The organism is Pseudomonas sp. SA195 (assembly GCF_054131565.1).
Window position 1 is genome coordinate 1,974,647 of the sequence record NZ_CP096392.1, and the last position, 20,624, is coordinate 1,995,270.

General features: G+C 61.7%; 22 protein-coding genes. 19 read left to right on the forward strand and 3 right to left on the reverse strand.

The genetic code is table 11. The features are described 5' to 3' along the window. Positions 1 to 43 precede the first annotated feature (43 nt). The 6 genes from M1D78_RS09185 to sstT all read left to right on the forward strand — a co-directional run bounded on the left by M1D78_RS09185 (position 44) and on the right by sstT (position 6,855). Complete coding sequence (locus M1D78_RS09185) at positions 44 to 502, forward strand: PaaI family thioesterase (RefSeq protein WP_437419551.1); 459 nt, start codon at positions 44 to 46, stop codon at positions 500 to 502. Continuing rightward, a complete protein-coding gene (locus tag M1D78_RS09190; RefSeq protein WP_437419550.1) occupies positions 499 to 945 on the forward strand; it encodes a PaaI family thioesterase in 447 nt (148 codons plus the stop codon). The genes M1D78_RS09185 and M1D78_RS09190 overlap by 4 nt, the downstream gene beginning before the upstream one ends. A 41-nt stretch (positions 946 to 986) precedes the next feature. Next, the gene (locus tag M1D78_RS09195) at positions 987 to 2,228 is read left to right on the forward strand and encodes an MFS transporter (protein WP_437419549.1); all 1,242 of its coding nucleotides are present in this window, start codon (positions 987 to 989) and stop codon (positions 2,226 to 2,228) included. Positions 2,229 to 2,322: 94 nt separating this feature from the next. Then, positions 2,323 to 4,230 carry a molecular chaperone HtpG gene (gene htpG, locus M1D78_RS09200; RefSeq protein WP_437419548.1) on the forward strand — a complete coding sequence of 636 codons (1,908 nt, stop codon included), beginning with the start codon at positions 2,323 to 2,325 and terminating at the stop codon, positions 4,228 to 4,230. Between the two features lie 185 nt (positions 4,231 to 4,415). Beyond that, entirely contained in the window at positions 4,416 to 5,450 is a 1,035-nt protein-coding gene (locus M1D78_RS09205; protein WP_457933559.1) for an amidohydrolase family protein, read from the forward strand. A gap of 166 nt (positions 5,451 to 5,616) precedes the next feature. Further along, positions 5,617 to 6,855: a serine/threonine transporter SstT gene (sstT, locus tag M1D78_RS09210; protein WP_437419547.1), complete on the forward strand. Its 1,239-nt coding sequence runs from the start codon at positions 5,617 to 5,619 to the stop codon at positions 6,853 to 6,855. Between the two features lie 69 nt (positions 6,856 to 6,924). Here sstT and fabB read toward each other — a convergent pair whose 3' ends face one another. Further along, positions 6,925 to 8,142 carry a beta-ketoacyl-ACP synthase I gene (gene fabB, locus M1D78_RS09215; protein WP_437419546.1) on the reverse strand — a complete coding sequence of 406 codons (1,218 nt, stop codon included), beginning with the start codon at positions 8,140 to 8,142 and terminating at the stop codon, positions 6,925 to 6,927. Positions 8,143 to 8,153: 11 nt separating this feature from the next. Continuing rightward, positions 8,154 to 8,669 (reverse strand): 3-hydroxyacyl-[acyl-carrier-protein] dehydratase FabA, encoded by a 516-nt coding sequence (fabA, locus tag M1D78_RS09220; RefSeq protein WP_021207858.1) that lies wholly within the window; start codon positions 8,667 to 8,669, stop codon positions 8,154 to 8,156. Between the two features lie 403 nt (positions 8,670 to 9,072). Between fabA and M1D78_RS09225 the strand changes: the two genes are divergently transcribed. The 8 genes from M1D78_RS09225 to M1D78_RS09260 all read left to right on the forward strand — a co-directional run bounded on the left by M1D78_RS09225 (position 9,073) and on the right by M1D78_RS09260 (position 15,308). Beyond that, a complete protein-coding gene (locus M1D78_RS09225) occupies positions 9,073 to 10,095 on the forward strand; it encodes an NAD(P)H-dependent glycerol-3-phosphate dehydrogenase (RefSeq protein ID WP_437419545.1) in 1,023 nt (340 codons plus the stop codon). A 21-nt stretch (positions 10,096 to 10,116) separates the two neighbouring features. Continuing rightward, a complete protein-coding gene (locus M1D78_RS09230; RefSeq protein ID WP_437419544.1) occupies positions 10,117 to 10,446 on the forward strand; it encodes a DUF4389 domain-containing protein in 330 nt (109 codons plus the stop codon). Further along, positions 10,443 to 10,901: a phosphohistidine phosphatase SixA gene (gene sixA, locus M1D78_RS09235; RefSeq protein ID WP_437419543.1), complete on the forward strand. Its 459-nt coding sequence runs from the start codon at positions 10,443 to 10,445 to the stop codon at positions 10,899 to 10,901. Before M1D78_RS09230 ends, sixA begins: the two co-directional genes overlap by 4 nt. A 42-nt stretch (positions 10,902 to 10,943) precedes the next feature. Continuing rightward, positions 10,944 to 11,387, forward strand: coding sequence for a hotdog fold thioesterase (locus M1D78_RS09240; RefSeq protein WP_437419542.1), 444 nt, complete (start codon positions 10,944 to 10,946; stop codon positions 11,385 to 11,387). A gap of 115 nt (positions 11,388 to 11,502) precedes the next feature. Further along, a complete protein-coding gene (locus tag M1D78_RS09245) occupies positions 11,503 to 12,309 on the forward strand; it encodes an alpha/beta fold hydrolase (protein WP_437420360.1) in 807 nt (268 codons plus the stop codon). Continuing rightward, entirely contained in the window at positions 12,306 to 13,163 is an 858-nt protein-coding gene (locus tag M1D78_RS09250; protein ID WP_437419541.1) for an alpha/beta fold hydrolase, read from the forward strand. The genes M1D78_RS09245 and M1D78_RS09250 overlap by 4 nt, the downstream gene beginning before the upstream one ends. 186 nt (positions 13,164 to 13,349) lie before the next feature. Next, a complete protein-coding gene (locus M1D78_RS09255) occupies positions 13,350 to 14,153 on the forward strand; it encodes a DUF4892 domain-containing protein (RefSeq protein ID WP_437419540.1) in 804 nt (267 codons plus the stop codon). 78 nt (positions 14,154 to 14,231) lie between these two features. Then, a complete protein-coding gene (locus tag M1D78_RS09260) occupies positions 14,232 to 15,308 on the forward strand; it encodes an AI-2E family transporter (protein WP_437419539.1) in 1,077 nt (358 codons plus the stop codon). Here M1D78_RS09260 and M1D78_RS09265 read toward each other — a convergent pair whose 3' ends face one another. Further along, complete coding sequence (locus M1D78_RS09265; protein WP_437419538.1) at positions 15,309 to 16,301, reverse strand: patatin-like phospholipase family protein; 993 nt, start codon at positions 16,299 to 16,301, stop codon at positions 15,309 to 15,311. A gap of 146 nt (positions 16,302 to 16,447) precedes the next feature. On the opposite strand from M1D78_RS09265, the gene selD reads away from it, so the two are divergent. The 5 genes from selD to M1D78_RS09290 all read left to right on the forward strand — a co-directional run bounded on the left by selD (position 16,448) and on the right by M1D78_RS09290 (position 20,602). Next, positions 16,448 to 17,482, forward strand: a complete 1,035-nt coding sequence (gene selD / locus M1D78_RS09270; protein ID WP_437419537.1) for a selenide, water dikinase SelD — start codon at positions 16,448 to 16,450, stop codon at positions 17,480 to 17,482. Then, positions 17,482 to 18,588 (forward strand): tRNA 2-selenouridine(34) synthase MnmH, encoded by a 1,107-nt coding sequence (gene mnmH / locus M1D78_RS09275; RefSeq protein WP_437419536.1) that lies wholly within the window; start codon positions 17,482 to 17,484, stop codon positions 18,586 to 18,588. Before selD ends, mnmH begins: the two co-directional genes overlap by 1 nt. Positions 18,589 to 18,616: 28 nt before the next feature. Continuing rightward, on the forward strand, positions 18,617 to 18,895 hold the full coding sequence (locus M1D78_RS09280) for a hypothetical protein (protein ID WP_437419535.1): 279 nt from the start codon (positions 18,617 to 18,619) through the stop codon (positions 18,893 to 18,895). 70 nt (positions 18,896 to 18,965) lie between these two features. Continuing rightward, complete coding sequence (locus M1D78_RS09285) at positions 18,966 to 19,568, forward strand: flavin reductase family protein (RefSeq protein ID WP_437419534.1); 603 nt, start codon at positions 18,966 to 18,968, stop codon at positions 19,566 to 19,568. A 116-nt stretch (positions 19,569 to 19,684) separates the two neighbouring features. Beyond that, positions 19,685 to 20,602, forward strand: a complete 918-nt coding sequence (locus M1D78_RS09290; protein WP_437419533.1) for an AAA family ATPase — start codon at positions 19,685 to 19,687, stop codon at positions 20,600 to 20,602. Positions 20,603 to 20,624: the final 22 nt, after the last annotated feature.

Below are 20,624 nucleotides of genomic sequence, written 5' to 3' on the forward strand. Positions count from 1 at the left end.
GCCGTGCCGGTAAGCTAGCCGCCCCCTGATAATCGGAACCCTCATGAGCGATAGCTTGATTCTGGAGCGCACCCAGCGCTTTCTGTCCTTGTTGCGTCATTGCCAGGTCCTGGGCATGCGTGTCGAACACGCCAATGGGAAGGGGCTGACGCTCTGCTTGCCGTACAGCGACAAAATCGTCAGCAACCCCGAAACGGGCTTCGTCCATGGCGGTGCGATCACGACCCTGATGGATACCACGTGCGGTATCTCGACGGTATGCGCCTTGCCTGAGCTGGAAATCTGCCCGACGCTGGATTTGCGCATCGATTACATGCATCCGGCCGAGCCGGGGCAGGATCTGTTCGGCTTCGCCGAATGCTATCGCGTGACGCCAACGGTGATCTTTACCCGTGGCGTTGCGTACCAGCGCGATATTGAACAGCCCATCGCGCATGTCGTTGGCACGTTCATGCGAATGGGCAAGGGCGTGATCGACCCCGGTGCTGGGGTGTCGCCATGAGCGCAATGAACCTCGAAGCCTTGGTCCGCGAGGCTCACGCAAACAACGACTATGACGCGCTCTTGCGAGTCGTTCCGTATGCACGCTTGATCGGCATGGAGTGCCTGCGCCTGGGTGACGAGATGGTTTTCCGTCTGCCTGGCAATCCCGACAACATCGGGAACCCGACCTTGCCTGCCATTCACGGTGGTGTCATTGCCGGCTTCATGGAGCATGCCGCCATGCTTCACTTGCTGATGTTCATGGGCTCGCCACATTTGCCCAAAATCATCGACTTCTCGATAGATTATCTGCGGGCCGGTCACTATCGTGACACCTTTGCCGCCTGCCAGGTCTGGCGTCAGGGTCGGCGTGTCGCCAACGTCGCCGTGACCGCCTGGCAAACTCATCAGGCCGAGCCCATCGCGACCGCCCGTTGCCATTTCAAGGTTGACGAGCCCTGACACGTCTGGCGGCACGCTTGCAGATGTTTCAAGGAAAGTGAATGGACGCGTTGCTGATTCTTGGTGGTTTGCTGCTCATCTTCGCCGGCGCCGTATGGCTCGTCGTGCTGGCCTTCGGGACTAGCCTGCTATGGGGTGTGGGCAGCTTGGTCCCTCCTGTGACGCTGGTTTATCTGGTCCGGCATTGGCGTACGGCGCGCAAGGCCGTCGGGTTATCGGCGTTGGGCTTCATACCCTTGGTGGTCGGGTTCTCTCTGCTTGCCAATCATCAGCCCGAGCGGCTGGCGGCAATCGTCAGCCTGCAATGGCTGGAGGCCGACAGGGCGGCGGAGCAGCCCATGCTGGCAGAGCTGAGCGGCGAATTGGACGGGCGCCCGTTCAAGCCTCGGACTGGCCATTTGATCAATGGCGTGTTGACACTCCGTGAAGGCGACACCCTGTTCGCTCGGCAGGAGGTCAATATCAGTCTTGGTGACGTTCGGCCCGGCGCGTTGCGTGTGGACATCTTGCCGCAGGATCCGGCTCCAACCCCCGAAATCGAGATCAGCTGGATGGACCATGACCAGGAATTGCCTGAGGCACGGCGCATCCGCAAGGGCTACACGCTGCATCTCGACCTGCAACCCACGCCCCCCAACAAGCTCGCCGGGGATTTTCATCTCGTGCTGCCCGCGCATTACCAGACAACCTTGAGCGGGCGAGTCGAGCTCTACACAGATGAGCTGCGTTACCAAGGCGACCGTGTGGATATGCGCCATGATTCGGCGGACACGCTGAAGCATGTGGCGCGCGATTATCTGCAGCGGCGCTTCCAGACTCGCGACGTAGAAATTCTTTCGATGTCCTCCGTCGTGTTCCCTGTTTCCGCCGCAGCCGTCTCGGTACAGGCCCGGGTCAACGGCGCATCTGAGCGATTGGACTTGCCGATGCGCAAGGAGGCGTCAGGCTGGGCAGTCGAAGGCGATACCTATGCAGCTTTGCCTGCGGCAGAAGAGGTGCCTGAAAAGGCTGCTCCTGCTGTTGTTGCGGAGGTAGAAACGCCTGCACCGCGTGTCGACCGGCGCCAACGCTTTTCCCTGGCCCGGCTGTTGCGCGAGCCGGGACGCTACGAGCGGCTGCAGGTCCGTGCTCAGACCCGCCGCGGCAATGTCGCCCAAGGGCGTTTCGTCGGCATCGATCGCGAGGGCAACCTGAACATCGAGTACTTCGTCCGTGGCGCCGGCCAGGCGACCTACAGCCTCGTGCCGGGTGACGTCGTCCGGTTGGAGCTGCTCGAGCCCTGATCCGCAGACCTTGAATTCTCCCACCTCGTCCCCATCTGCTTGTCATCGCCGCCACCGCGGCCCTTGCCATTGATGACGTGGAGTTAGCAAGACGATGAGTGTGGAGACTCAAAACAAAGAAACGCTGGGCTTCCAGACTGAGGTGAAGCAGTTGCTTCACCTGATGATCCATTCCCTGTATTCGAACAAGGAGATCTTTCTTCGCGAGCTGATCTCCAATGCATCCGACGCGGCCGACAAGCTGCGCTTCGAGGCGCTGGCCAAGCCCGAAATGCTCGAAGGGGGCTCAGACCTCAAGATCCGCGTCAGTTTCGACAAGGATGCCCGTACCGTCACCATTGAGGACAACGGTATAGGAATGAATCGCGAGGACGTGATTGCTCACCTCGGTACGATCGCCAAGTCCGGTACCGCGGACTTCATGAAGCATCTCACTGGTGACCAGAAGAAGGACTCGCATCTGATCGGCCAGTTCGGCGTTGGTTTCTACTCAGCGTTTATCGTTGCCGAACAGGTCGAAGTATTTAGCCGCCGGGCTGGCATGCCAGCCGAGGAGGGCGTCTACTGGTCGTCCAAGGGCGAGGGTGAATTCGAAGTCGCCAACGTCGAAAAGCCCGAGCGGGGCACGCGGATCGTACTGCACCTCAAGTCCGGAGAAGACGAGTTTGCAGATGGCTGGCGCCTGCGCAACATCATCAAGAAATACTCCGACCACATCGCGCTGCCGATCGAACTGCCCAAGGAGTTTCACGGCGAAGAGAAAGACAAGCCGGCCGAGCCCGAATGGGAAACCGTCAACCGTGCCAGCGCGCTCTGGACCCGTCCGCGTACCGAGATCAAGGACGAGGAATACCAGGAGTTCTACAAGCATGTCGGGCATGACTTCGAAAACCCGCTGAGCTGGAGCCACAACAAGGTTGAGGGCAAGCTCGAATACACCTCGCTGTTGTATGTCCCGGGCCGCGCGCCGTTCGACCTGTACCACCGCGAAGCACCGAAGGGCCTGAAGCTGTACGTCCAGCGCGTGTTCATCATGGACCAGGCCGACGAATTCCTGCCGCTGTACCTGCGCTTCATCAAGGGCGTCATCGACTCGAACGACCTGTCGCTGAATGTCTCTCGCGAGATTCTGCAGAAGGACCCGGTGATCGATTCGATGAAGTCGGCGCTGACCAAGCGCGTCCTCGACATGCTGGACAAGCTGGCCAAGGACAAGCCGGAAGACTACAAAACGTTCTGGAAACAATTTGGCCAAGTGCTCAAGGAAGGCCCCGCGGAAGATTTCGCCAACAAGGAGAAGATCGCTGGGCTGCTGCGATTCGCCTCCACCCAAGACACTAGCGGTGAGCAGAGCGTATCGCTGGCCGATTACCTGGCACGGGTCAAGGAAGGTCAGGACAAGATCTACTACCTCACCGGCGAATCCTACGCGCAGGTCAAGAACAGCCCACACCTGGAGGTCTTCCGTAAGAAAGGGATCGAGGTGCTGCTGCTAACCGACCGCATCGACGAGTGGCTGATGAGCTATCTCACCGAGTTCGATGGAAAACAGTTCGTCGACGTCGCGCGTGGCGACCTGGACCTAGGCAAGCTGGACTCCGAAGAGGACAAGAAAGCTCAGGAAGAGATTGCCAAGGCGAAGGAGGGGCTCGTCGAGCGTCTGAAGGCGGCGCTGGGTGATGAGGTAGCCGAAGTGCGGGTATCGCATCGCCTGACCGACTCGCCGGCGATTCTCGCGATTGGCGAGCAGGATCTGGGCTTGCAGATGCGCCAGATTCTTGAGGCGAGCGGGCAGAAGGTGCCAGAGTCCAAGCCGATCTTCGAGATCAACCCGGCTCACCCGTTGATCGAGAAGCTCGACGCCGAACCGGATGAGGATCGTTTTGGCGATTTGTCGCACATCCTGTTCGACCAGGCTGCGCTTGCAGCCGGCGATAGCCTCAAGGACCCTGCTGCCTACGTACAGCGTCTGAACAAGCTATTGGTGGAGCTATCCGCCTGAGTCCAGGGCTGCCGAGAGCAGCACTCGACATCGCTACAGGGCCCCACTTCGGTGGGGCTTTTGTTTTCCGGGCGATGCAGTACGGGCGTAACGAATCCGATTCTGTTCAGGCCAACGTGCATGCCGGGTAATGAACGGCATGCTAGCGAAGCGGTCTATCCGCTGGGCTATCAGGAGTAATTGGGTTGTCGAAACGTACCCCCTTCATCACTGCGCTTTGCCTGGCCGTTTCCATCGGCACGGCAGACGCACGGGATTATCGCTACAGCGACGCACACCTTCACTTCGTCGATTTTTTCCAAGAGAGCGATGGCATCGATAAGCTGCTCGAGGCGATGGACGAAGGGCGGGTCGATCACGTGATGATCAGTGGCATACCTGTCGCCAAAAAATGGCACGAAAACGAACCCAAGCGCCCGCGCTATTACGCCGGCGATGACGCGCCGGTTTATTGGTACAGCGCGACCGATGTTGTGGTGGCCGCCGCGGTCAAGGAGTTGGATGCGGAGCAGCGCAAGCGCTTTCATCCCTTCCTTTCAGGCTTCAACCCCAACGACAAGAATGCCGATGCGCATATCCGGCGGATGCTCGAACTCGATCCTGGCCTCTGGCAGGGTCTCGGAGAAGTGTTCACTCGCCATGATGACGTCACGGCGCTGACCGAAGGCGACACGCCGCGGGCAAATAACGAAGCGCTTACCCGCGTCTACCACCTTGCAGCAGAGTTCGACCTACCGGTGATGCTGCATTCGAACATCACCTCCAAGCGCGAGCGCAACCCGCTGTATTTAACCGAGCTCGAGGAGGCGTTGCGCAACCATCCGCATACACGCTTCATATGGGCGCATGCCGGCACCAGCATGGAAATCCACCGACACCAGGAAAAACTCGATTTTCTTCTGCCGACGGTGACCCGGCTGCTCGATGACTATCCGAACCTGTACATCGACTTGTCGTGGACCATGCTGCGGCCTTACCTGCTGGACAAGAATGGCAAGCCTGACGGCGATTGGCTCAAGTTGGTGGCGCGTCACCCGAGTCGTTTCATGATCGGTACAGACGTCGTGGGTCGCTTCGACAATCTCGCCAGCAGCATTGATGACTTCACGCCGTTTCTCGACGGGCTACCCGAGGACATTGCGCGCAAGGTGGCGCGGGATAATTTCCTCGAAGTATTGCCACGGCATGGCGCACGGCCCGAAGAGCCGGCTGCGCGCTAGGCAGTCGAGCCGACAAGGGCGTGCCGCGTCGATGTGACGGTGCGCCAAGGCTGGGCATAACGGGCCGACATGCGTACCATCCGGCGTTTTTCATCGCGCCAGTTCGCGGCCGCATGCATGGGCCCGGCGTCGCGGTTGATCCAATCCATACGCCGAGACCCGTCCAATGTCTAATTCCTCCAACGTCCTGGTGCGCGCCTACAACCGTGTTGGGCTCGTCACTCAGATCCTCGTCGGGTTGATAGCAGGCTGCCTGCTCGCATGGCTGTTCCCTCAAGCTGCGCTGTCGGCGAGCCTGCTAGGCGACCTCTTCGTGTCCGGGTTGAAAGCGGTTGCACCGGTGCTGGTATTCGTCCTGGTCACTGCCTCGCTGGCCAACCACAAACGTGGCCAGCCCACGCATATTCAGCCGATTCTGCTCCTGTATGCGCTGGGCACGCTCAGTGCTGCGTCGGTGGCAGTAATCGCCAGCGTTGCCTTTCCTACCACGTTGACGCTGGTCAGCCAGGCAAGCGATGCCGTTCCACCGTCCGGTGTTGGCGCGGTATTGAAAACCCTGCTGTTCAGCATCGTCGACAATCCGGTCCACGCGATCCTCAACGGCAACTTCATCGGCATCCTGGCCTGGGCCATTGGCCTTGGCTTCGCATTCCGGCATGCGCGCCAGGGCACGCGTGATCTGGTCGCCGACGTGGCCGATGGCGTCACGCTCATCGTCAAGGTGGTCATTCGTTTCGCGCCGCTGGGCATTTTCGGCCTGGTAGCCGGTACGCTGGCTACCTCCGGCTTCGGCGCGCTGGCCGGCTACTTCCAGCTATTGCTCGTGCTGCTGGGTGCCATGCTGTTCATGGCCTTCGTTGCGAATCCCTTGATCGTATTCTGGCAGATCCGCCGCAACCCCTATCCGTTAGTGCTGACGTGCCTGCGGGAAAGCGGTATCACGGCATTCTTTACACGCAGTTCGGCGGCGAACATCCCGGTCAACATGCAACTCTGCGAGCGGCTTGGCTTGCACAAGGACACTTATTCGGTGTCGATACCGCTGGGCGCAACCATCAACATGGGTGGCGCTGCGATCACGATCACGGTATTGACGCTCGCCGCTGCGAATACGCTAGGCATCGTCGTGGACGTGCCTACCGCCATCCTGCTGAGCCTGCTCGCGGCGATCTGCGCTTGCGGTGCGTCGGGCGTGGCCGGTGGTTCGCTGCTGCTGATTCCGCTGGCGTGCAGCCTCTTCGGTATCTCCAACGACCTGGCCATGCAGGTGGTAGCTGTCGGCTTCATCATCGGCGTTGTGCAGGATTCGGCCGAGACGGCGCTCAATTCCTCGACTGACGTGCTCTTTACCGCTGCGTCATGCATCGCGCATGGCGATATCGACGCGCAAGCTGACGTTGTCTGATCAAGTATTTAGGCCTCAGGAATGAAAAACGGCGCCCTATGGCGCCGTTTTTCAAGACCGCTGCATGGCTCAGCCGTTGTAGCGCTTGAGCACCAGGGTCGCGTTAGTACCACCGAAACCGAAGCTGTTGCTCATGACCAGGTCGATCTTCGCGTTCTCGCGGGTTTCGCGCGCGATCGGCATGTCAGCGACTTCCGGGTCCAGCTCGTCGATGTTGGCGGAGCCGGCAATGAAGTTGCCCTGCATCATCAGCATCGTGTAGATCGCCTCGTGCACGCCAGCGGCGCCCAGCGAGTGACCGGACAGGCTCTTGGTGGAGCTGATGGTCGGGATCTTGTCACCGAACATGTTGCGCACGGCCTTGATCTCGGCGACGTCGCCCACTGGCGTGGAGGTGCCGTGGGTGTTCAGGTAGTCGATCTCGCCATCAACGGTGGACATCGCCTGCTGCATGCAGCGCAGCGCACCTTCACCGCTCGGTGCAACCATGTCGTAGCCGTCGGAGGTGGCGCCATAGCCGACGATTTCTGCGTAGATCGTGGCGCCGCGCTTGAGCGCATGCTCCAGTTCTTCGACAACGACCATGCCGCCGCCGCCGGCAATGACGAAACCGTCACGCTTGGCATCGTAAGCGCGCGAAGCCTTTTCAGGGGTTTCGTTGTACTGGCTGGACAGCGCGCCCATGGCATCGAAGAGGCAGCTCTGGCTCCAGTGCTCTTCCTCGCCGCCGCCGGCAAAGACAACGTCCTGCTTGCCCATCTGGATCTGCTCCATGGCGTGGCCAATGCAATGTGCGCTGGTGGCACAGGCCGAAGCGATGGAGTAGTTGATGCCTTTGATGCGGAACGGGGTGGCGAGGCAGGCCGAGACGGTGCTGCTCATGGTGCGCGGAACACGGTATGGGCCGATGCGCTTGACGCCCTTGTCACGCAGGATGTCAATGGCTTCCATCTGGTTGATGGTCGAGGCGCCACCGGAGCCGGCAATCAGGCCAATACGCGGATTGGAGATTTCATCGAGATTGAAACCGGCGTCCTGAACGGCCTGTTCCATTGCCAGGTAGGCGTAGGCGGCGGCGTCACCCATGAAGCGCAGGACCTTGCGGTCGATCAGCTCTTCGAGGTTCAGGTTGACGGAGCCGGAGACCTGGCTGCGCAGGCCCATGTCGGCGTACGCCTGGTTGAATCGGATACCGGGGCGACCGGCACGCAGGTTGCCGGAGACGGTCTCTTTGTCATTGCCCAGGCAGGAAACGATACCCAGGCCAGTGATCACGACGCGACGCATGCGGATGTCCTTCAGAAGCTGTCGGTAGAGGTGAACAGGCCGACGCGCAAACCTTCGGCACTGTATATCTCGCGGCCATCGACGCTGACAGTGCCATCGGCGATGCCGAGGATCAGCGAGCGGTTGATGGTGCGCTTGATATGTATGTTGTAGGTGACCTTCTTGGCAGTCGGCAGGACTTGGCCGAAGAATTTCACTTCGCCTGAGCCGAGTGCACGGCCGCGGCCTGGATTGCCCTGCCAACCCAGATAGAAGCCAACCAATTGCCACATGGCATCGAGACCCAGGCAGCCCGGCATGACCGGATCGCCCTCGAAGTGGCAGGCGAAGAACCAAAGGTCGGGGTTGATGTCCAGTTCGGCAACCAACTCGCCCTTGCCGTACTTGCCGCCCACTTCGCTGATATGCACGATGCGATCGACCATCAGCATGTTCGGCGCGGGCAGTTGCGCATTACCGGGACCGAAAAGCTCGCCGCGGCTGCAACGAAGCAGATCTTCCCGAGTAAAGGCCTGTTGTTTGGTCATGCGTATTCCTCAATGGTCCCTACATGGAGGGCTTGCTGCTTTCATCCGAACCCGAAGCGAGGGTGGATCATGAAGACTAGTCGTAGACTGCAGCCTAACGCCGAAAGTCACAGCGCGAGGCAGGCGAGCCACTCGTTCGACTGGCGCGATGCCGACTACTCGCGCGCAAACGGGGCGATACTTTAACACTCCTGCGGCCATGACTACGACCTTGTGACACCTTGTCCCTTATAGACCATCGCCCAAAGGCCTTTGCGTCCAGCACGGACGAGCGGTGGCGAGGCTCGCTGAAACGCAGGGATCGCAGCTACTCCAGACGCTCATGGGCGGGGCGCTGGCTGCAGTGGCTGCGCTACGTATAATGCCAGGCACTGCCACCCGGTTGGCTCGATACGGAATACCCATGACTGAACAGCAACCCATCGCCGTGCTTGGCGGCGGCAGCTTTGGCACCGCGCTTGCGAACCTGATGGCCGAGAACGGCCATAGCGTTCGTTTGTGGATGCGCGATCCCGAGCAAGCCCGCAGCATTCGTGTCGATCGCCAGAACCCACGTTATCTGAAGGGTGTGAAGGTGCACGACAAGGTCGAGGCCGTCACTGACCTGCCACAGACAGTAGGCGATTGCGAGCTTGTGTTCGTCGCGCTGCCTTCCAGTGCATTACGCGCAGCGCTGGCGCCGGTTGCAGGGCGGTTGGCAGGGAAGATGCTGGTCAGCACGACCAAGGGCATCGAGGCGCAGGGGTTCAAGCTGATGAGCCAGATCATCGAGGAAATCGCACCGCAGGCGCGAATTGGGGTGATCTCTGGGCCGAACCTGGCACGAGAAGTTGCCGAGCATGCCCTGACGGCGACAGTGATCGCCAGCCATGACGAAGCCCTTTGCCGATCCGTCCAGGCTGCACTGCACGGCCGCACTTTCCGCGTTTACGCCAGTGCCGACCGCTTTGGTGTCGAGCTGGGTGGGGCGTTGAAGAACGTTTACGCAATCATGGCCGGCATGGCTGCAGCGCTGGGCATGGGCGAGAACACCCGCAGCATGTTGATCACCCGAGCGCTTGCAGAAATGACACGGTTCGCCGTGAAGCTCGGCGCCAATCAGATGACTTTTCTCGGCCTGGCAGGGGTGGGCGATCTGATCGTTACCTGTACTTCGTCCAAGAGCCGAAACTTCCAGGTGGGCTACGCCCTGGGTGAGGGGTTGAGTCTGGACGAGGCGGTGGCCCGGCTCGGCGAGGTGGCCGAGGGGGTCAACACCATCAAGGTCCTCAAGACGCGTGCCGAAGAACTGCAGGTCTACATGCCACTGGTCGCGGGTCTGCATGCGATCCTGTTCGAGGGGCGTACGCTGGAACAGGTCATCGCACTGCTGATGCGGGGCGAGCCCAAGACCGACGTCGACTTCATTTCAACCGATGGTTTTTGAGCACGACACTGGAGAGCTTCAATGAATAACCGTAACGCAGAGCGGGAGTCGCTGATCCTGCGTGCCATTTGGATGCTGGTGTTCTTCTTCGTCTGGCAATTTGCCGAGTTGGCGCTGCTGCTGGTGGTGGTCGTGCAGTTGTTGATGCGCGCGATCAAGGGGCAGGTGGACGAGAGCCTGCAACGCTTCGGCGATAGCCTCAGCCAGTACGTCGCGCAGATTGGTCGTTTCGGTACGTTCAATACGGATCGTAAGCCGTGGCCGATGTCCGATTGGCCGACAGCGCGTCCGGCGGACAGCGATGCGCCCGTTGTCACCCCCGGCAGCCCGAACGAGGAGCCGCGGGTATGAAGTTATGGCTGTTGCGACATGGCGAGGCCGAGCCGCGCGCTCGTACGGATGCAGAACGCAACCTCACCGAAACCGGGCGTGCCGAGGTTAGGAGCAGTGCCGAGGCGCTGCGTGAGGCGCCATTGCACGCCATCCTGGCGAGCCCTTACGCGCGGGCGCAGCAGACGGCGGAAATCGTGCGGCAGGTGATCGGATTCGAGGGGGCGATCGAGACAGTGCCTTGGGCGACGCCTGACTCAGACATCGGCGAAGCCATGCTGTACCTCGACCGGCGTAGCGAACGTACGCTGCTGCTGGTTACGCACCAGCCCTTCGTTGGCGCGTTAGGGGGCTGGCTCGTCAATGGGCATCGCGAAACGCCGCTGCCCATGGCGACCGCCAGCCTGGCTGAGCTGGACGGGGAGGAGATCGCAGCAGGTCTGATGCATCTGAAAGATCTTAAGCACCCCCGCTAGGCTTGTCGGCGGGTAATAACAACAAAAGAAGGAACGCAATATATGGCCATCTGGCAACGACAGCCTGATCTCGAACAACTCAACGGCAATCGGGCAAACACCATCGTCGATTTGCTCGACATCCGTTTCGAAGCGGTGGATGAAGACTCGCTGACCGGTAGCATGCCGGTCGATGCCCGGACGCATCAGCCGTACGGCCTGCTGCATGGCGGGGCGTCGGTCGTATTGGCTGAAACGCTGGGCTCGATGGCGAGCTATCACTGCATCGACCCAGCCCGTTTTTATTGCGTCGGGCTTGAAGTCAATGCCAACCATCTTCGCGGCGTGCGCAGCGGGCGAGTCTCTGCGGTCTGCCGGCCAGTTCATTTGGGGCGTTCGACTCACGTCTGGGACATCCGCCTGACGAATGAAGAGGGCAAGACGACTTGCATCTCCCGCCTGACAGTCGCAATCGTCCCGCTCGGCGAAGACGCGCCCCGGTCCTGATCGGCGAAGCCGGCGCCTTATTTGGCGCGTCCGCCGTTCATTCGGCCGGATTAGCGGATTGCCGCGAACGGAAGGGGGCCAGACAATGAGCGCTCCTTTCCGTCCGCTCTCTACCATGTCCCAGCGCATCTTCTTCGCCCATGCCAACGGCTTTCCGTCGGGCACTTATCGCAAACTGTTCGAGGCGTTGGAGCCGGACTTCAGCGTCACTTATCTCGAGCAGCACGGACACGACCCGCGCTTTCCGGTCGATGACAACTGGCAGAACCTGGTGCGCGAATTGATCGAACAACTGTCCGCGCTTGGCGAACCGGTGTGGGGCGTGGGCCATTCGTTAGGCGGCATGCTTCATTACCATGCCGCCTTGCTACGTCCTGACCTGTACCGTGGCGTGGTTATGCTCGATTCGCCCATGCCGACCTGGTTCGATCAGGCGGTGATCTGGGTAGCGAAAAAGCTGGGCTTCATTGACCGGCTCACGCCCGCCGGCCGCACCCTGGGCCGCCGCGAGGCGTTCAGCGGTGTCGAGGAAGCACGGCGCTATTTCGCCAGCAGACCGTTGTTTCGCACCTTCGATCCGGAGTGCCTGGACGCATACGTCAGCTGCGGCTTGCAACCGTGCGAACGCGGGGTTCGACTGCGCTTCGATCCGCAGACCGAGATCAGCATCTATCGCAGCGTCCCGCACGTCACGCCGGGTTGGCCGCATGCGCTGGCGATACCGTTGGCGGTCGTCCGTGGGCGGCAGAGTCGGGTCGTTTTACCTCACCATGCGTTCCTGCTACGCCTGGTTGCACTCGGCGAAGCCCACAGCATGCCTGGCGGCCATATGTTTCCGCTAGAGCGGCCTGGGCAGACGGCCCTGCTGCTGCGCGACCTGTTCGGCCGCTGGGCTGGCCCTGGTCAGCGAGGCGCGGCATGACATACGCATTCGAAGAGATTTGCCTGACGCTGCCGCACATCGAGGTGGCAGCTCATCTTTATGGGCCGGAGCAGGGCAGGCCGGTCATTGCGCTGCATGGCTGGCTAGACAATGCTGCGACGTTCTCGCGTCTCGCGCCGCTGCTCGAGGGTGTACGGATCGTTGCGCTGGACCTGCCCGGGCATGGCCATTCGGCCCACCGACCAGCCGGCGCCGCTTACAACATCTGGGATTACGCGCATGACGTGCTCCAGGTCGCGGGGCAGCTTGGCTGGCAACGGTTCACCCTGCTGGGGCATTCGATGGGGGCGATCGTGTCGGTGCTGCTGGCGGGCGCGATGCCTGAACGAGTCGAGCGGCTGGCGCTGATCGATGGGGTCATTCCGTACACGGGCGAAGCGCCGGCGGCGCCGCAGAAGCTGGGCGAGGCGTTGCGTGCGTTGCTGGAGGTCGATGATGCCCGCAAACCCGTCTATGCGAGCTTTGAACAGGCTGTCACGGCGCGCATGAAGGGCGTCGGGGCGGTTAGTCGCGAGGCGGCCGAGCGCCTCGCCCAGCGGGGATTGATGCCGGTGCCGGGAGGGTTGACCTGGCGCACCGATGCGCGGCTGATGCTGCCCTCACCTTTGCGCCTGACGCGCGCCCATGCGTTGGCTTTCGTCGAGCGGGTCGAATGCCCGGTGAGCCTGGTGCTCGCTGAACAGGGGCTGATGATCGAGCCGGCCATGCGCGAGCTGGTCGATGGCTTTCCGTTCGAGCGGCATCGCCTGCCAGGCGGCCATCACTTGCATCTGGACGATGATCAAGGCGCACAGGCAGTGGCTTCGGTCTTCAATTCCTTCCTTGGCCGCTGAGCCGTTCCGCAAGAATCTGTCGCAAAGCCTTGCTTGACTTGCTTTTAGCAACTGGTGAGGCTGACGCCTGGTTTCAACAAGTAGCCCCCGTACATGATCGGATCAACACCCTCCGCGCGACCATTGCCCAAGAGGCAGGTCGAGTCGGCCGGTTTGCCCGGCCACAGCGGTGTGTCGAGGAGCACAATGCGAGGTTCATGGATCGCCCCCTTGGCGCTGTTCAGTGCCGTCACTGTCGCGGCAGACCTGCCAGGTAGCCGCGATTTCGAGACGCTGCCGCGTTTTCCACGGGCGGAGATCGTCGGGTTCAAGCAGCAGGACGTTCTCGAACGTACCTATCCGCTCGATTCGATCCGGCGGATCAGTGGTCGCCTGCGGATGGGCGATCAGGTCAGCGCGCCCGGCGAATTGACCGCTGTAACGTATCTCTTGCCCAGCGTGCACAGCGGTATCGAAGCCTTTGAGCAGGGCCGACAGCATTTATTGGATGCTGGCGCCGAGCTGCTGTACTGGTGTGAAGGGCGCGCGTGCGGGTCGAGCAGTCTGTGGGCAAACGAAGTGTTTCAGCGTGCCATGCTTTACGGTCCAGATGCGCAGCAGGCCTTCCTGCTGGCGCGCATGCCTGGAGAGGCCGATGAGCTGATGGCGCTGTATGGCATCACGCGTGGTAATGGGCGGCCCTATCTGCAAGTCGAGCGCTTCCTTCCTGGTCAAACCCTTGGGGTGATCCTGCCCAATCCGGCGACCCTGCTTCGCCAGTTAAAGACTACGGGCAAACTCAACCTGCCTCGTTTGCCCGCCGAGCCCACCGCCGAGTGGGGTGCGCTGCTGGCCAACGTGCTGCGGCTCGACAGCACCATGCGTATCGAATTGTCCGGTCAAGGTGCAGCTGCCTGGCTGGAAGCATTACGGGCCGAACGAGTGAAGGCTCGGCGGATCGATGCAGTCGATTCGGATGAGCCTGGCCTGGTGATCCGCCTCTTGCGTTGAAACCGGTTTCGCGCCCCAATAGCGTCCCTGCCGGCGCGCCTTGTTCAAGGTGCGCCCGTTTCCGATAGGTATCACTCAATGCTCAACAACGATCGCCTGCTGGTGCAGATTCTGCTCCTGGTGTTGCTCGGCGCCTGCCTGTGGGTGCTGGCGCCTTTCGCATCGGCGCTGTTCTGGGCCGCAGTGCTGGCTTTCGCCAGTTGGCCGGTGATGCGAGTCCTGACCCGCTGGCTGAAGGGCAGCTCGACGCTGGCGGCCTCGCTGCTCACCTTCGGTTGGATGGTGCTGGTCGCCGTGCCGTTGGTTTGGCTCGGGTTCAACATCGCGGACCAGATTCGTGAGGTGAACGTACTGGTGCACAACCTGCAGGTTCAGGGCCTCCCCGCGCCACCGGCCTGGCTCGGTGAGCTTCCACTGGTCGGCGATCGCCTGGTGACGCTGTGGAATACGTTGGACGAGCAGGGCACCGCATTTTTCGCGACCATCCGGCCTTACGTTGGCCAGGTCGGTAATTGGTTGCTGGTGCGCAGCGCCCGAATCGGCGGTGGCATGCTTGAGCTGGCGTTAAGCCTGGTCCTGGTCTTTTTCTTCTACCGCGATGGCCCCAAGCTGGCGGCGTTCGTCCATAGCCTGCTGCATCGCCTGATCGGCGAACGCGCTGACCACTATCTCGAGCTGGTTGCCGGCACCGTGCAACGCGTGGTCAACGGTGTCATCGGAACGGCCGCCGCGCAGGCGATCCTTGCCTATATCGGGTTCAGCATCGCCGGGGTACCTGGCGCGCTGATCCTGGGCCTGATGACCTTCGCGTTCAGCTTCGTGATGGTGCCGCCCTTGGTCTGGGGGCCGGCTGTGGCATGGCTGGCCTGGCAGGGGCAATACGGCATGGCGATCTTCCTGGGGGTGTGGGGGATGTTCATCATCAGCGGTGTGGACAACGTGCTGAAACCCTACCTGATCAGCCGTGGCGGCAACCTGCCGTTGGTGGTCGTGCTGCTGGGTGTGTTCGGTGGTGTGTTGGCGTTCGGCTTCATGGGGCTCTTCCTAGGCCCTACGCTGCTTGCGGTCGCCTACAGCCTGCTCGGCGACTGGCTGATCAAGGAAGTCCCCGAAGCAGTCGCGCCGGAGCGGTTGCCCGGCGCGCATGTGGACTGATCACGCCTGCTCGAGCTCGTAGCGATCGAGCGTGTCCCGGGCGATGATCCGGCCAAGCTGGATCAGCTCCGGTGCTTTGTAGAACTCATAGAAGCGGCAGGCTCGCTTGGGAATGTTGATCAGCACGTTGGGTGGATACCCGGCGATCTTGTACTGCGTCAGCGAAGACTGCATAACCTCGAAACTCTGATTGATCAACTCCAGCAGCGACGCGGGGCCGCCGACGTCCACCACCCTCGAACCTTCCGCGGATTTCGGTGCACTGCGCCCGCTCGGAGCTGTCGCGGCCTGCTCCTCGAGCAAGACGTCGGACGGTTCGAATTCGCCGCTTTGATCTTCCAGACCCTTGGCGTCGTTTCGCCAGAACGGCAAATGTGAGCTGATCGAGCTGACCATCGCGTCGAACCGCCCGGGCCGCAGGATTTCCGGCAGTGGATATTGGCGATGATTGTTACCGTTGAGGTTCACCGCGATGATCAAGTCGCTGTGGCTGGACACCACCGGCACGATTGGCAAAGGGTTCAGAATGCCGCCGTCGACGAGCATCCGGCTGCCCTGCATCACCGGAGTGAACAGGCTGGGGATCGCCGCGGAGGCGCGCATCGCCAGTTCCAGATTGCCTTCCTGAAACCAGATCTCCTGCTGGTTGGTGAGGTCCGCCGCTACCGCGGTGTAGGGAATGGGCAAGTCTTCGATGTTGATGGAGCCCAGCATCTCGCGGATCCGCCCGAAGATCTTTTCCCCACGAATGGCCCCCAGGCTGAAACTCAGGTCCATCAGGCGCAACAGGTCGAAATAGTCGAGGCTCTCGATCCAGGCCCGGTATTCATCCAGCTTCCCGGCGGCGAAGATGCCACCTACGACTGCGCCCATCGAGCAGCCTGCGATACAGCTGATCTCGTATCCTCGGGCCGTAAGCTCCTCGATCACCCCGATGTGCGCATAACCCCGCGCGCCACCAGAGCCCAATACCAGTGCGACTTTTTTGCCCATGCGATTCTCCCTTTGCAGGGGCATTAGCTTCACGCCTGCGGCGGCCGGCTTCAAGAGGCGGGTCCGCGCCGATCTGGCGTGCCGTCTTCACTGGGGCTTCTTGCTACAATCGCCGCCCGTTTTGCCAGCGTCGCGAGAGCCACTCAATGAGCGAACCCATCCGCCTTACCCAATACAGCCACGGTGCCGGCTGCGGCTGCAAAATATCGCCGAAGGTGCTGGACGTCATCCTCGCCGGTAGCGGCGCGCAAAATCTCGACCCTCGGCTTTGGGTCGGCAACGCCTCGCGGGACGATGCGGCAGTCTATGGAATCGACGACACGCGCGGCGTGGTCTCGACAACTGACTTCTTCATGCCGATCGTCGATGACCCTTACGATTTCGGGCGCATCGCTGCAACCAACGCCATCAGCGACATCTACGCCATGGGGGGCAGCCCCCTGATGGCGATCGCCATCCTTGGTTGGCCGGTCAACGTCCTGCCACCGGAGGTAGCGCGGGATGTCATCGCCGGTGGGCGAGCTGTTTGCGATGCCGCGGGTATTCCGTTGGCCGGCGGCCATTCGATCGACGCGCCCGAGCCGATTTTCGGGCTGGCAGTAACCGGCTTGGTCGACAAGCAGCAGATGAAACGCAACGACACCGCGACGCTTGGCTGCAGGCTTTACCTGACCAAGCCGCTGGGCATTGGCATCCTCACCACCGCAGAGAAAAAAGCGATATTGCGCGCGGAAGACATTGGTCTTGCGCGCGACTGGATGTGCACGCTCAACACGTCTGGCGCGCACTTTGCGAAGCTCGAAGGCGTCCGAGCGATGACCGATGTCACCGGGTTCGGTCTGCTCGGGCACCTTGTGGAAATGGCTGATGGCAGCGGCCTTACGGCACGTATCGACTATGCACGGGTGCCGAGTCTGCCGGGCGTGGACTATTACCTCCAACAAGGTTGTGTGCCCGGCGGGACGGGGCGCAATTTCGACAGCTATGGCGAGCGCATCGCCCCATTGGACGATGCGTGTAAACAGCTTTTGTGCGATCCGCAGACCAGCGGCGGCTTGCTGGTCGCGGTGGCGCCTGAGGGTGACGAGCAGTTTCGCGAGATGGCGGCAGGGCTAGGCCTGGCACTCGAGCCCATCGGCGAATTCGTTGAGGCCGGCAGCTTTGCCGTCGAGGTTCATTGATGCGGCGCGATACCGATGATTACCGCAGGCTGTTCCTGAACGATGTCCCGATGATGGATGCCCGCGCGCCGGTGGAGTTTTCCAAGGGTGCGTTTCCTGGCGTGGTCAATTTGCCGCTGATGAACGATGTCGAACGGCAAAAAGTCGGCACCTGCTACAAGCAGCACGGACAGCAGGCGGCGATCGAACTCGGGCACCGCCTGGTATCGGGCAAGCTCAAGGCCGAGCGAATCGAGGCCTGGGCCAGTTTTGCCAAGCACCATCCCGAGGGCTACATCTACTGCTTTCGCGGCGGCCTGCGCTCGCTATTGGTCCAGCAATGGCTGAAGGCCGAAGCCGGTATCGAGTACCCGCGGGTAATCGGGGGCTACAAGGCGATGCGCCACTTCCTGGTCGAAGCCACCGAGCACGCCGCCGAGCGCAACGCCTTTATCCTTGTGGGCGGCATGACCGGGACCGGTAAGACCGAGGTGTTGGCCCGCCTGGACGACAGCGTCGACCTGGAACGCATTGCCAACCACCGCGGGTCGAGCTTCGGCAAGCGCGCTACGCCGCAGCCAGCGCAGATCGATTTCGAGAACGCTCTGGCCATTCGGTTACTGAAAATGGAAGCTGCGGGCCGTGGGCAATACGTGCTCGAAGACGAAGCGCGGCTAGTCGGGCGATGCTCCATCCCGCTACCCCTGTACCAGGGCATGCAGCGATATCCGCTGGTCTGGCTCGAAGACAGCCTGGAAAGCCGCGTCGAGCGCATCTTGCGTGACTATGTCATCGATCTCTGTGCCGAGTTCATTGCGGAGCTGGGTGAGGAGGGCTTCGCAGCGTTCAGCGAGCGTTTGCGCGAAAGTCTGGTCAATATCAGCAAGCGGCTCGGTGGCGAAGCCTATAAACGACTGGCCGCGATCATGGACCAGGCACTTGCCGAGCAGGCCAGTAGCGGCGCGGTCGATTTGCATCGTGAATGGATCGAAGCCTTGCTGACGCACTATTACGACCCGATGTACGTATACCAGCGCGAGAGCAAAGCCTCGCGAATCGAGTTCACTGGTGAGCAAGATGCCGTGGTCGAGTTCCTGAAGGCGCGAGCCGCGGGGCAACCAACCTGAGTCGTTATCGAAAACGAGGGATGTATCGATGAAGCACCTGATCTGTTTGTCGCTGATCGCGCTGGCCCTGACCGGCTGCGCCGCAAAAACCGCCTACCGGGACAGCTGCGCCTCGCAGTTGAACGCTGCCTGGGAAGAACAGAGCCTGGCCGAGGCTGAGGGTTTTGCCGGGACCGTTAGCTATTCAAAGGCCATGGCCCTGCTGACCGGTGCCAAGACCCAGCAGCAATTCGAGGCCTACCAGGGCTGTGTCGAGAAGGCCAAGAAAGCACGTTTCTACCTGCGCGAGTCGCGCGCTGGTCGCTGAACTTCCTCCCGTGTGGCGGCCCAGCGGCCGCCACTGCCTCACGCTCAACGCCGGTCGCAGGAACCCAAGCATGCAGCTCGACTTCACCACCTTGGCGCCGTTGGACGCCTATCGCTGGCTTACCTCCACGGTTACGCCTCGCCCCATCGCCTGGGTGTCCACTCGCGCCGCAAGCGGGATCAGCAACCTGGCACCGTTCAGCTTTTTCCAAGTGATCAGCAGCGACCCGCCCACCCTGTTGATCAACGTCGGACTGAAAGACGGCTCGCCCAAGGACACCGCGCGCAATGCGCAGGAGACGGGTGAACTGGTCGTGCAGCTGGTGAGCGCGGGCCAGGCCGAAGCGATGAACGCCTCGGCAGCGGCGCTTGCGCATGGGCTCAGCGAATTCGAGTATTGCGGCATCGCCTGCGAACCCTCGCAGCGGGTAAATGTGCCACGGGTGACTGGCGCGCCGGTCGCCTTCGAATGCCGCGTCGCGCAGATCTTGCCGTACCCGGCTCACTCACCCAATTGCCAGTTGATCTTCGCCGAGGTGCTGATCGCGCATATCGATGACGCGGTGTTGGACGCGCGTGGCCGCGTCGATCCCGCGCGGCTGGACGTTGTCGGCCGCCTCGGTGGTGCGGCTTACAGCTACACCCGTGAGCGCTTCGAGATGCAGCGCCCCTAAGTTTTCGCAGCATCCGGGACAAGCGGCTGATCACAACTTCGTCACCGCAGGTTTCGATCGGCTTGCCTGAGGCTCGCGGCCCGGTAGGATCGCCGTAACGAACAAAGGAGAGTCGTATGCGTGCCCGATTGGATGTCTGTCTGCGAGCGGTCAATGAAGTGCTGCTCGGCAAGCAATCACAGGTGCGACTGGCCATGGCCTGCCTGCTGGCGCGCGGTCACCTGCTGGTCGAAGACCTGCCCGGCATGGGCAAGACCACACTCAGTCACGCGCTTGCGCGCGTCATGGGGCTCGACTTCCAGCGCATCCAGTTCACCTCTGATCTGCTGCCCGGCGATATCCTCGGTACCTCGGTGTTCGACAAGGAAAGCGCAGGCTTCGTCTTTCATCCTGGGCCGATCTTTGCCGAGCTGATCCTGGCCGATGAGATCAACCGCGCCACTCCGAAAAGCCAGAGCGCACTGCTCGAAGCCATGGAGGAGGGGCAGGTGACCATCGAGGGCGCGACGCGCCCGTTGCCAGATCCCTTCTTCGTGATAGCCACGCAGAACCCGGTGAGTTCCGGCGGAACCTTTGCGTTACCCGAATCCCAACTCGACCGCTTTCTCATGCGCCTGTCGCTCGGCTATCCCGCCAAGGCCGCGGAGAAGGCTTTGTTGCTCGGTGACTCTCGCCGCGAGCTGCTAACGCGTCTGGAACCTCAAATGGACAGAGCCGTGCTACGGGCCGTGCAAGGAGAGGTCGCCGAAGTGCGCGTCAGTGATGCGCTGGTCGATTACGTGTTGCGCCTGGTCGAGGCCACCCGCACGCAACCGCAATTCGCCTGGGGCCTGTCTCCACGGGGTAGTCTGGCGCTGCTCGCCGCGGCGCGGGCTTGGGCCTACCTCGATGGGCGCGACTATGTGATACCCGAGGACGTGCAGGCGGTGCTGCCTCCGGTCGTGGGTCACCGGCTGCGCGAGCGTGCGGACGCGACCGGTCACGGCGGTGGCGCGCTGGTGCAATGGTTGCTGCGTGAAGTTCCGGTGCTTTGAGGTGGTATCCGGCCTGTCGATG

Coding starts and splice junctions, on each gene's coding strand:
- fabA (WP_021207858.1), bottom strand. CDS start 8,669: ATGACCAAACAACAGGCCTTTACTCGGGAAGATCTGCTTCGTTGCAGC.
- M1D78_RS09250 (WP_437419541.1), top strand. CDS start 12,306: ATGACATACGCATTCGAAGAGATTTGCCTGACGCTGCCGCACATCGAG.
- M1D78_RS09260 (WP_437419539.1), top strand. CDS start 14,232: ATGCTCAACAACGATCGCCTGCTGGTGCAGATTCTGCTCCTGGTGTTG.
- M1D78_RS09290 (WP_437419533.1), top strand. CDS start 19,685: ATGCGTGCCCGATTGGATGTCTGTCTGCGAGCGGTCAATGAAGTGCTG.
- sstT (WP_437419547.1), top strand. CDS start 5,617: ATGTCTAATTCCTCCAACGTCCTGGTGCGCGCCTACAACCGTGTTGGG.
- M1D78_RS09225 (WP_437419545.1), top strand. CDS start 9,073: ATGACTGAACAGCAACCCATCGCCGTGCTTGGCGGCGGCAGCTTTGGC.
- htpG (WP_437419548.1), top strand. CDS start 2,323: ATGAGTGTGGAGACTCAAAACAAAGAAACGCTGGGCTTCCAGACTGAG.
- mnmH (WP_437419536.1), top strand. CDS start 17,482: ATGCGGCGCGATACCGATGATTACCGCAGGCTGTTCCTGAACGATGTC.
- selD (WP_437419537.1), top strand. CDS start 16,448: ATGAGCGAACCCATCCGCCTTACCCAATACAGCCACGGTGCCGGCTGC.
- sixA (WP_437419543.1), top strand. CDS start 10,443: ATGAAGTTATGGCTGTTGCGACATGGCGAGGCCGAGCCGCGCGCTCGT.
- M1D78_RS09230 (WP_437419544.1), top strand. CDS start 10,117: ATGAATAACCGTAACGCAGAGCGGGAGTCGCTGATCCTGCGTGCCATT.
- M1D78_RS09190 (WP_437419550.1), top strand. CDS start 499: ATGAGCGCAATGAACCTCGAAGCCTTGGTCCGCGAGGCTCACGCAAAC.
- M1D78_RS09245 (WP_437420360.1), top strand. CDS start 11,503: ATGTCCCAGCGCATCTTCTTCGCCCATGCCAACGGCTTTCCGTCGGGC.
- M1D78_RS09265 (WP_437419538.1), bottom strand. CDS start 16,301: ATGGGCAAAAAAGTCGCACTGGTATTGGGCTCTGGTGGCGCGCGGGGT.
- M1D78_RS09195 (WP_437419549.1), top strand. CDS start 987: ATGGACGCGTTGCTGATTCTTGGTGGTTTGCTGCTCATCTTCGCCGGC.
- M1D78_RS09285 (WP_437419534.1), top strand. CDS start 18,966: ATGCAGCTCGACTTCACCACCTTGGCGCCGTTGGACGCCTATCGCTGG.
- M1D78_RS09280 (WP_437419535.1), top strand. CDS start 18,617: ATGAAGCACCTGATCTGTTTGTCGCTGATCGCGCTGGCCCTGACCGGC.
- M1D78_RS09255 (WP_437419540.1), top strand. CDS start 13,350: ATGCGAGGTTCATGGATCGCCCCCTTGGCGCTGTTCAGTGCCGTCACT.
- M1D78_RS09240 (WP_437419542.1), top strand. CDS start 10,944: ATGGCCATCTGGCAACGACAGCCTGATCTCGAACAACTCAACGGCAAT.
- M1D78_RS09185 (WP_437419551.1), top strand. CDS start 44: ATGAGCGATAGCTTGATTCTGGAGCGCACCCAGCGCTTTCTGTCCTTG.
- fabB (WP_437419546.1), bottom strand. CDS start 8,142: ATGCGTCGCGTCGTGATCACTGGCCTGGGTATCGTTTCCTGCCTGGGC.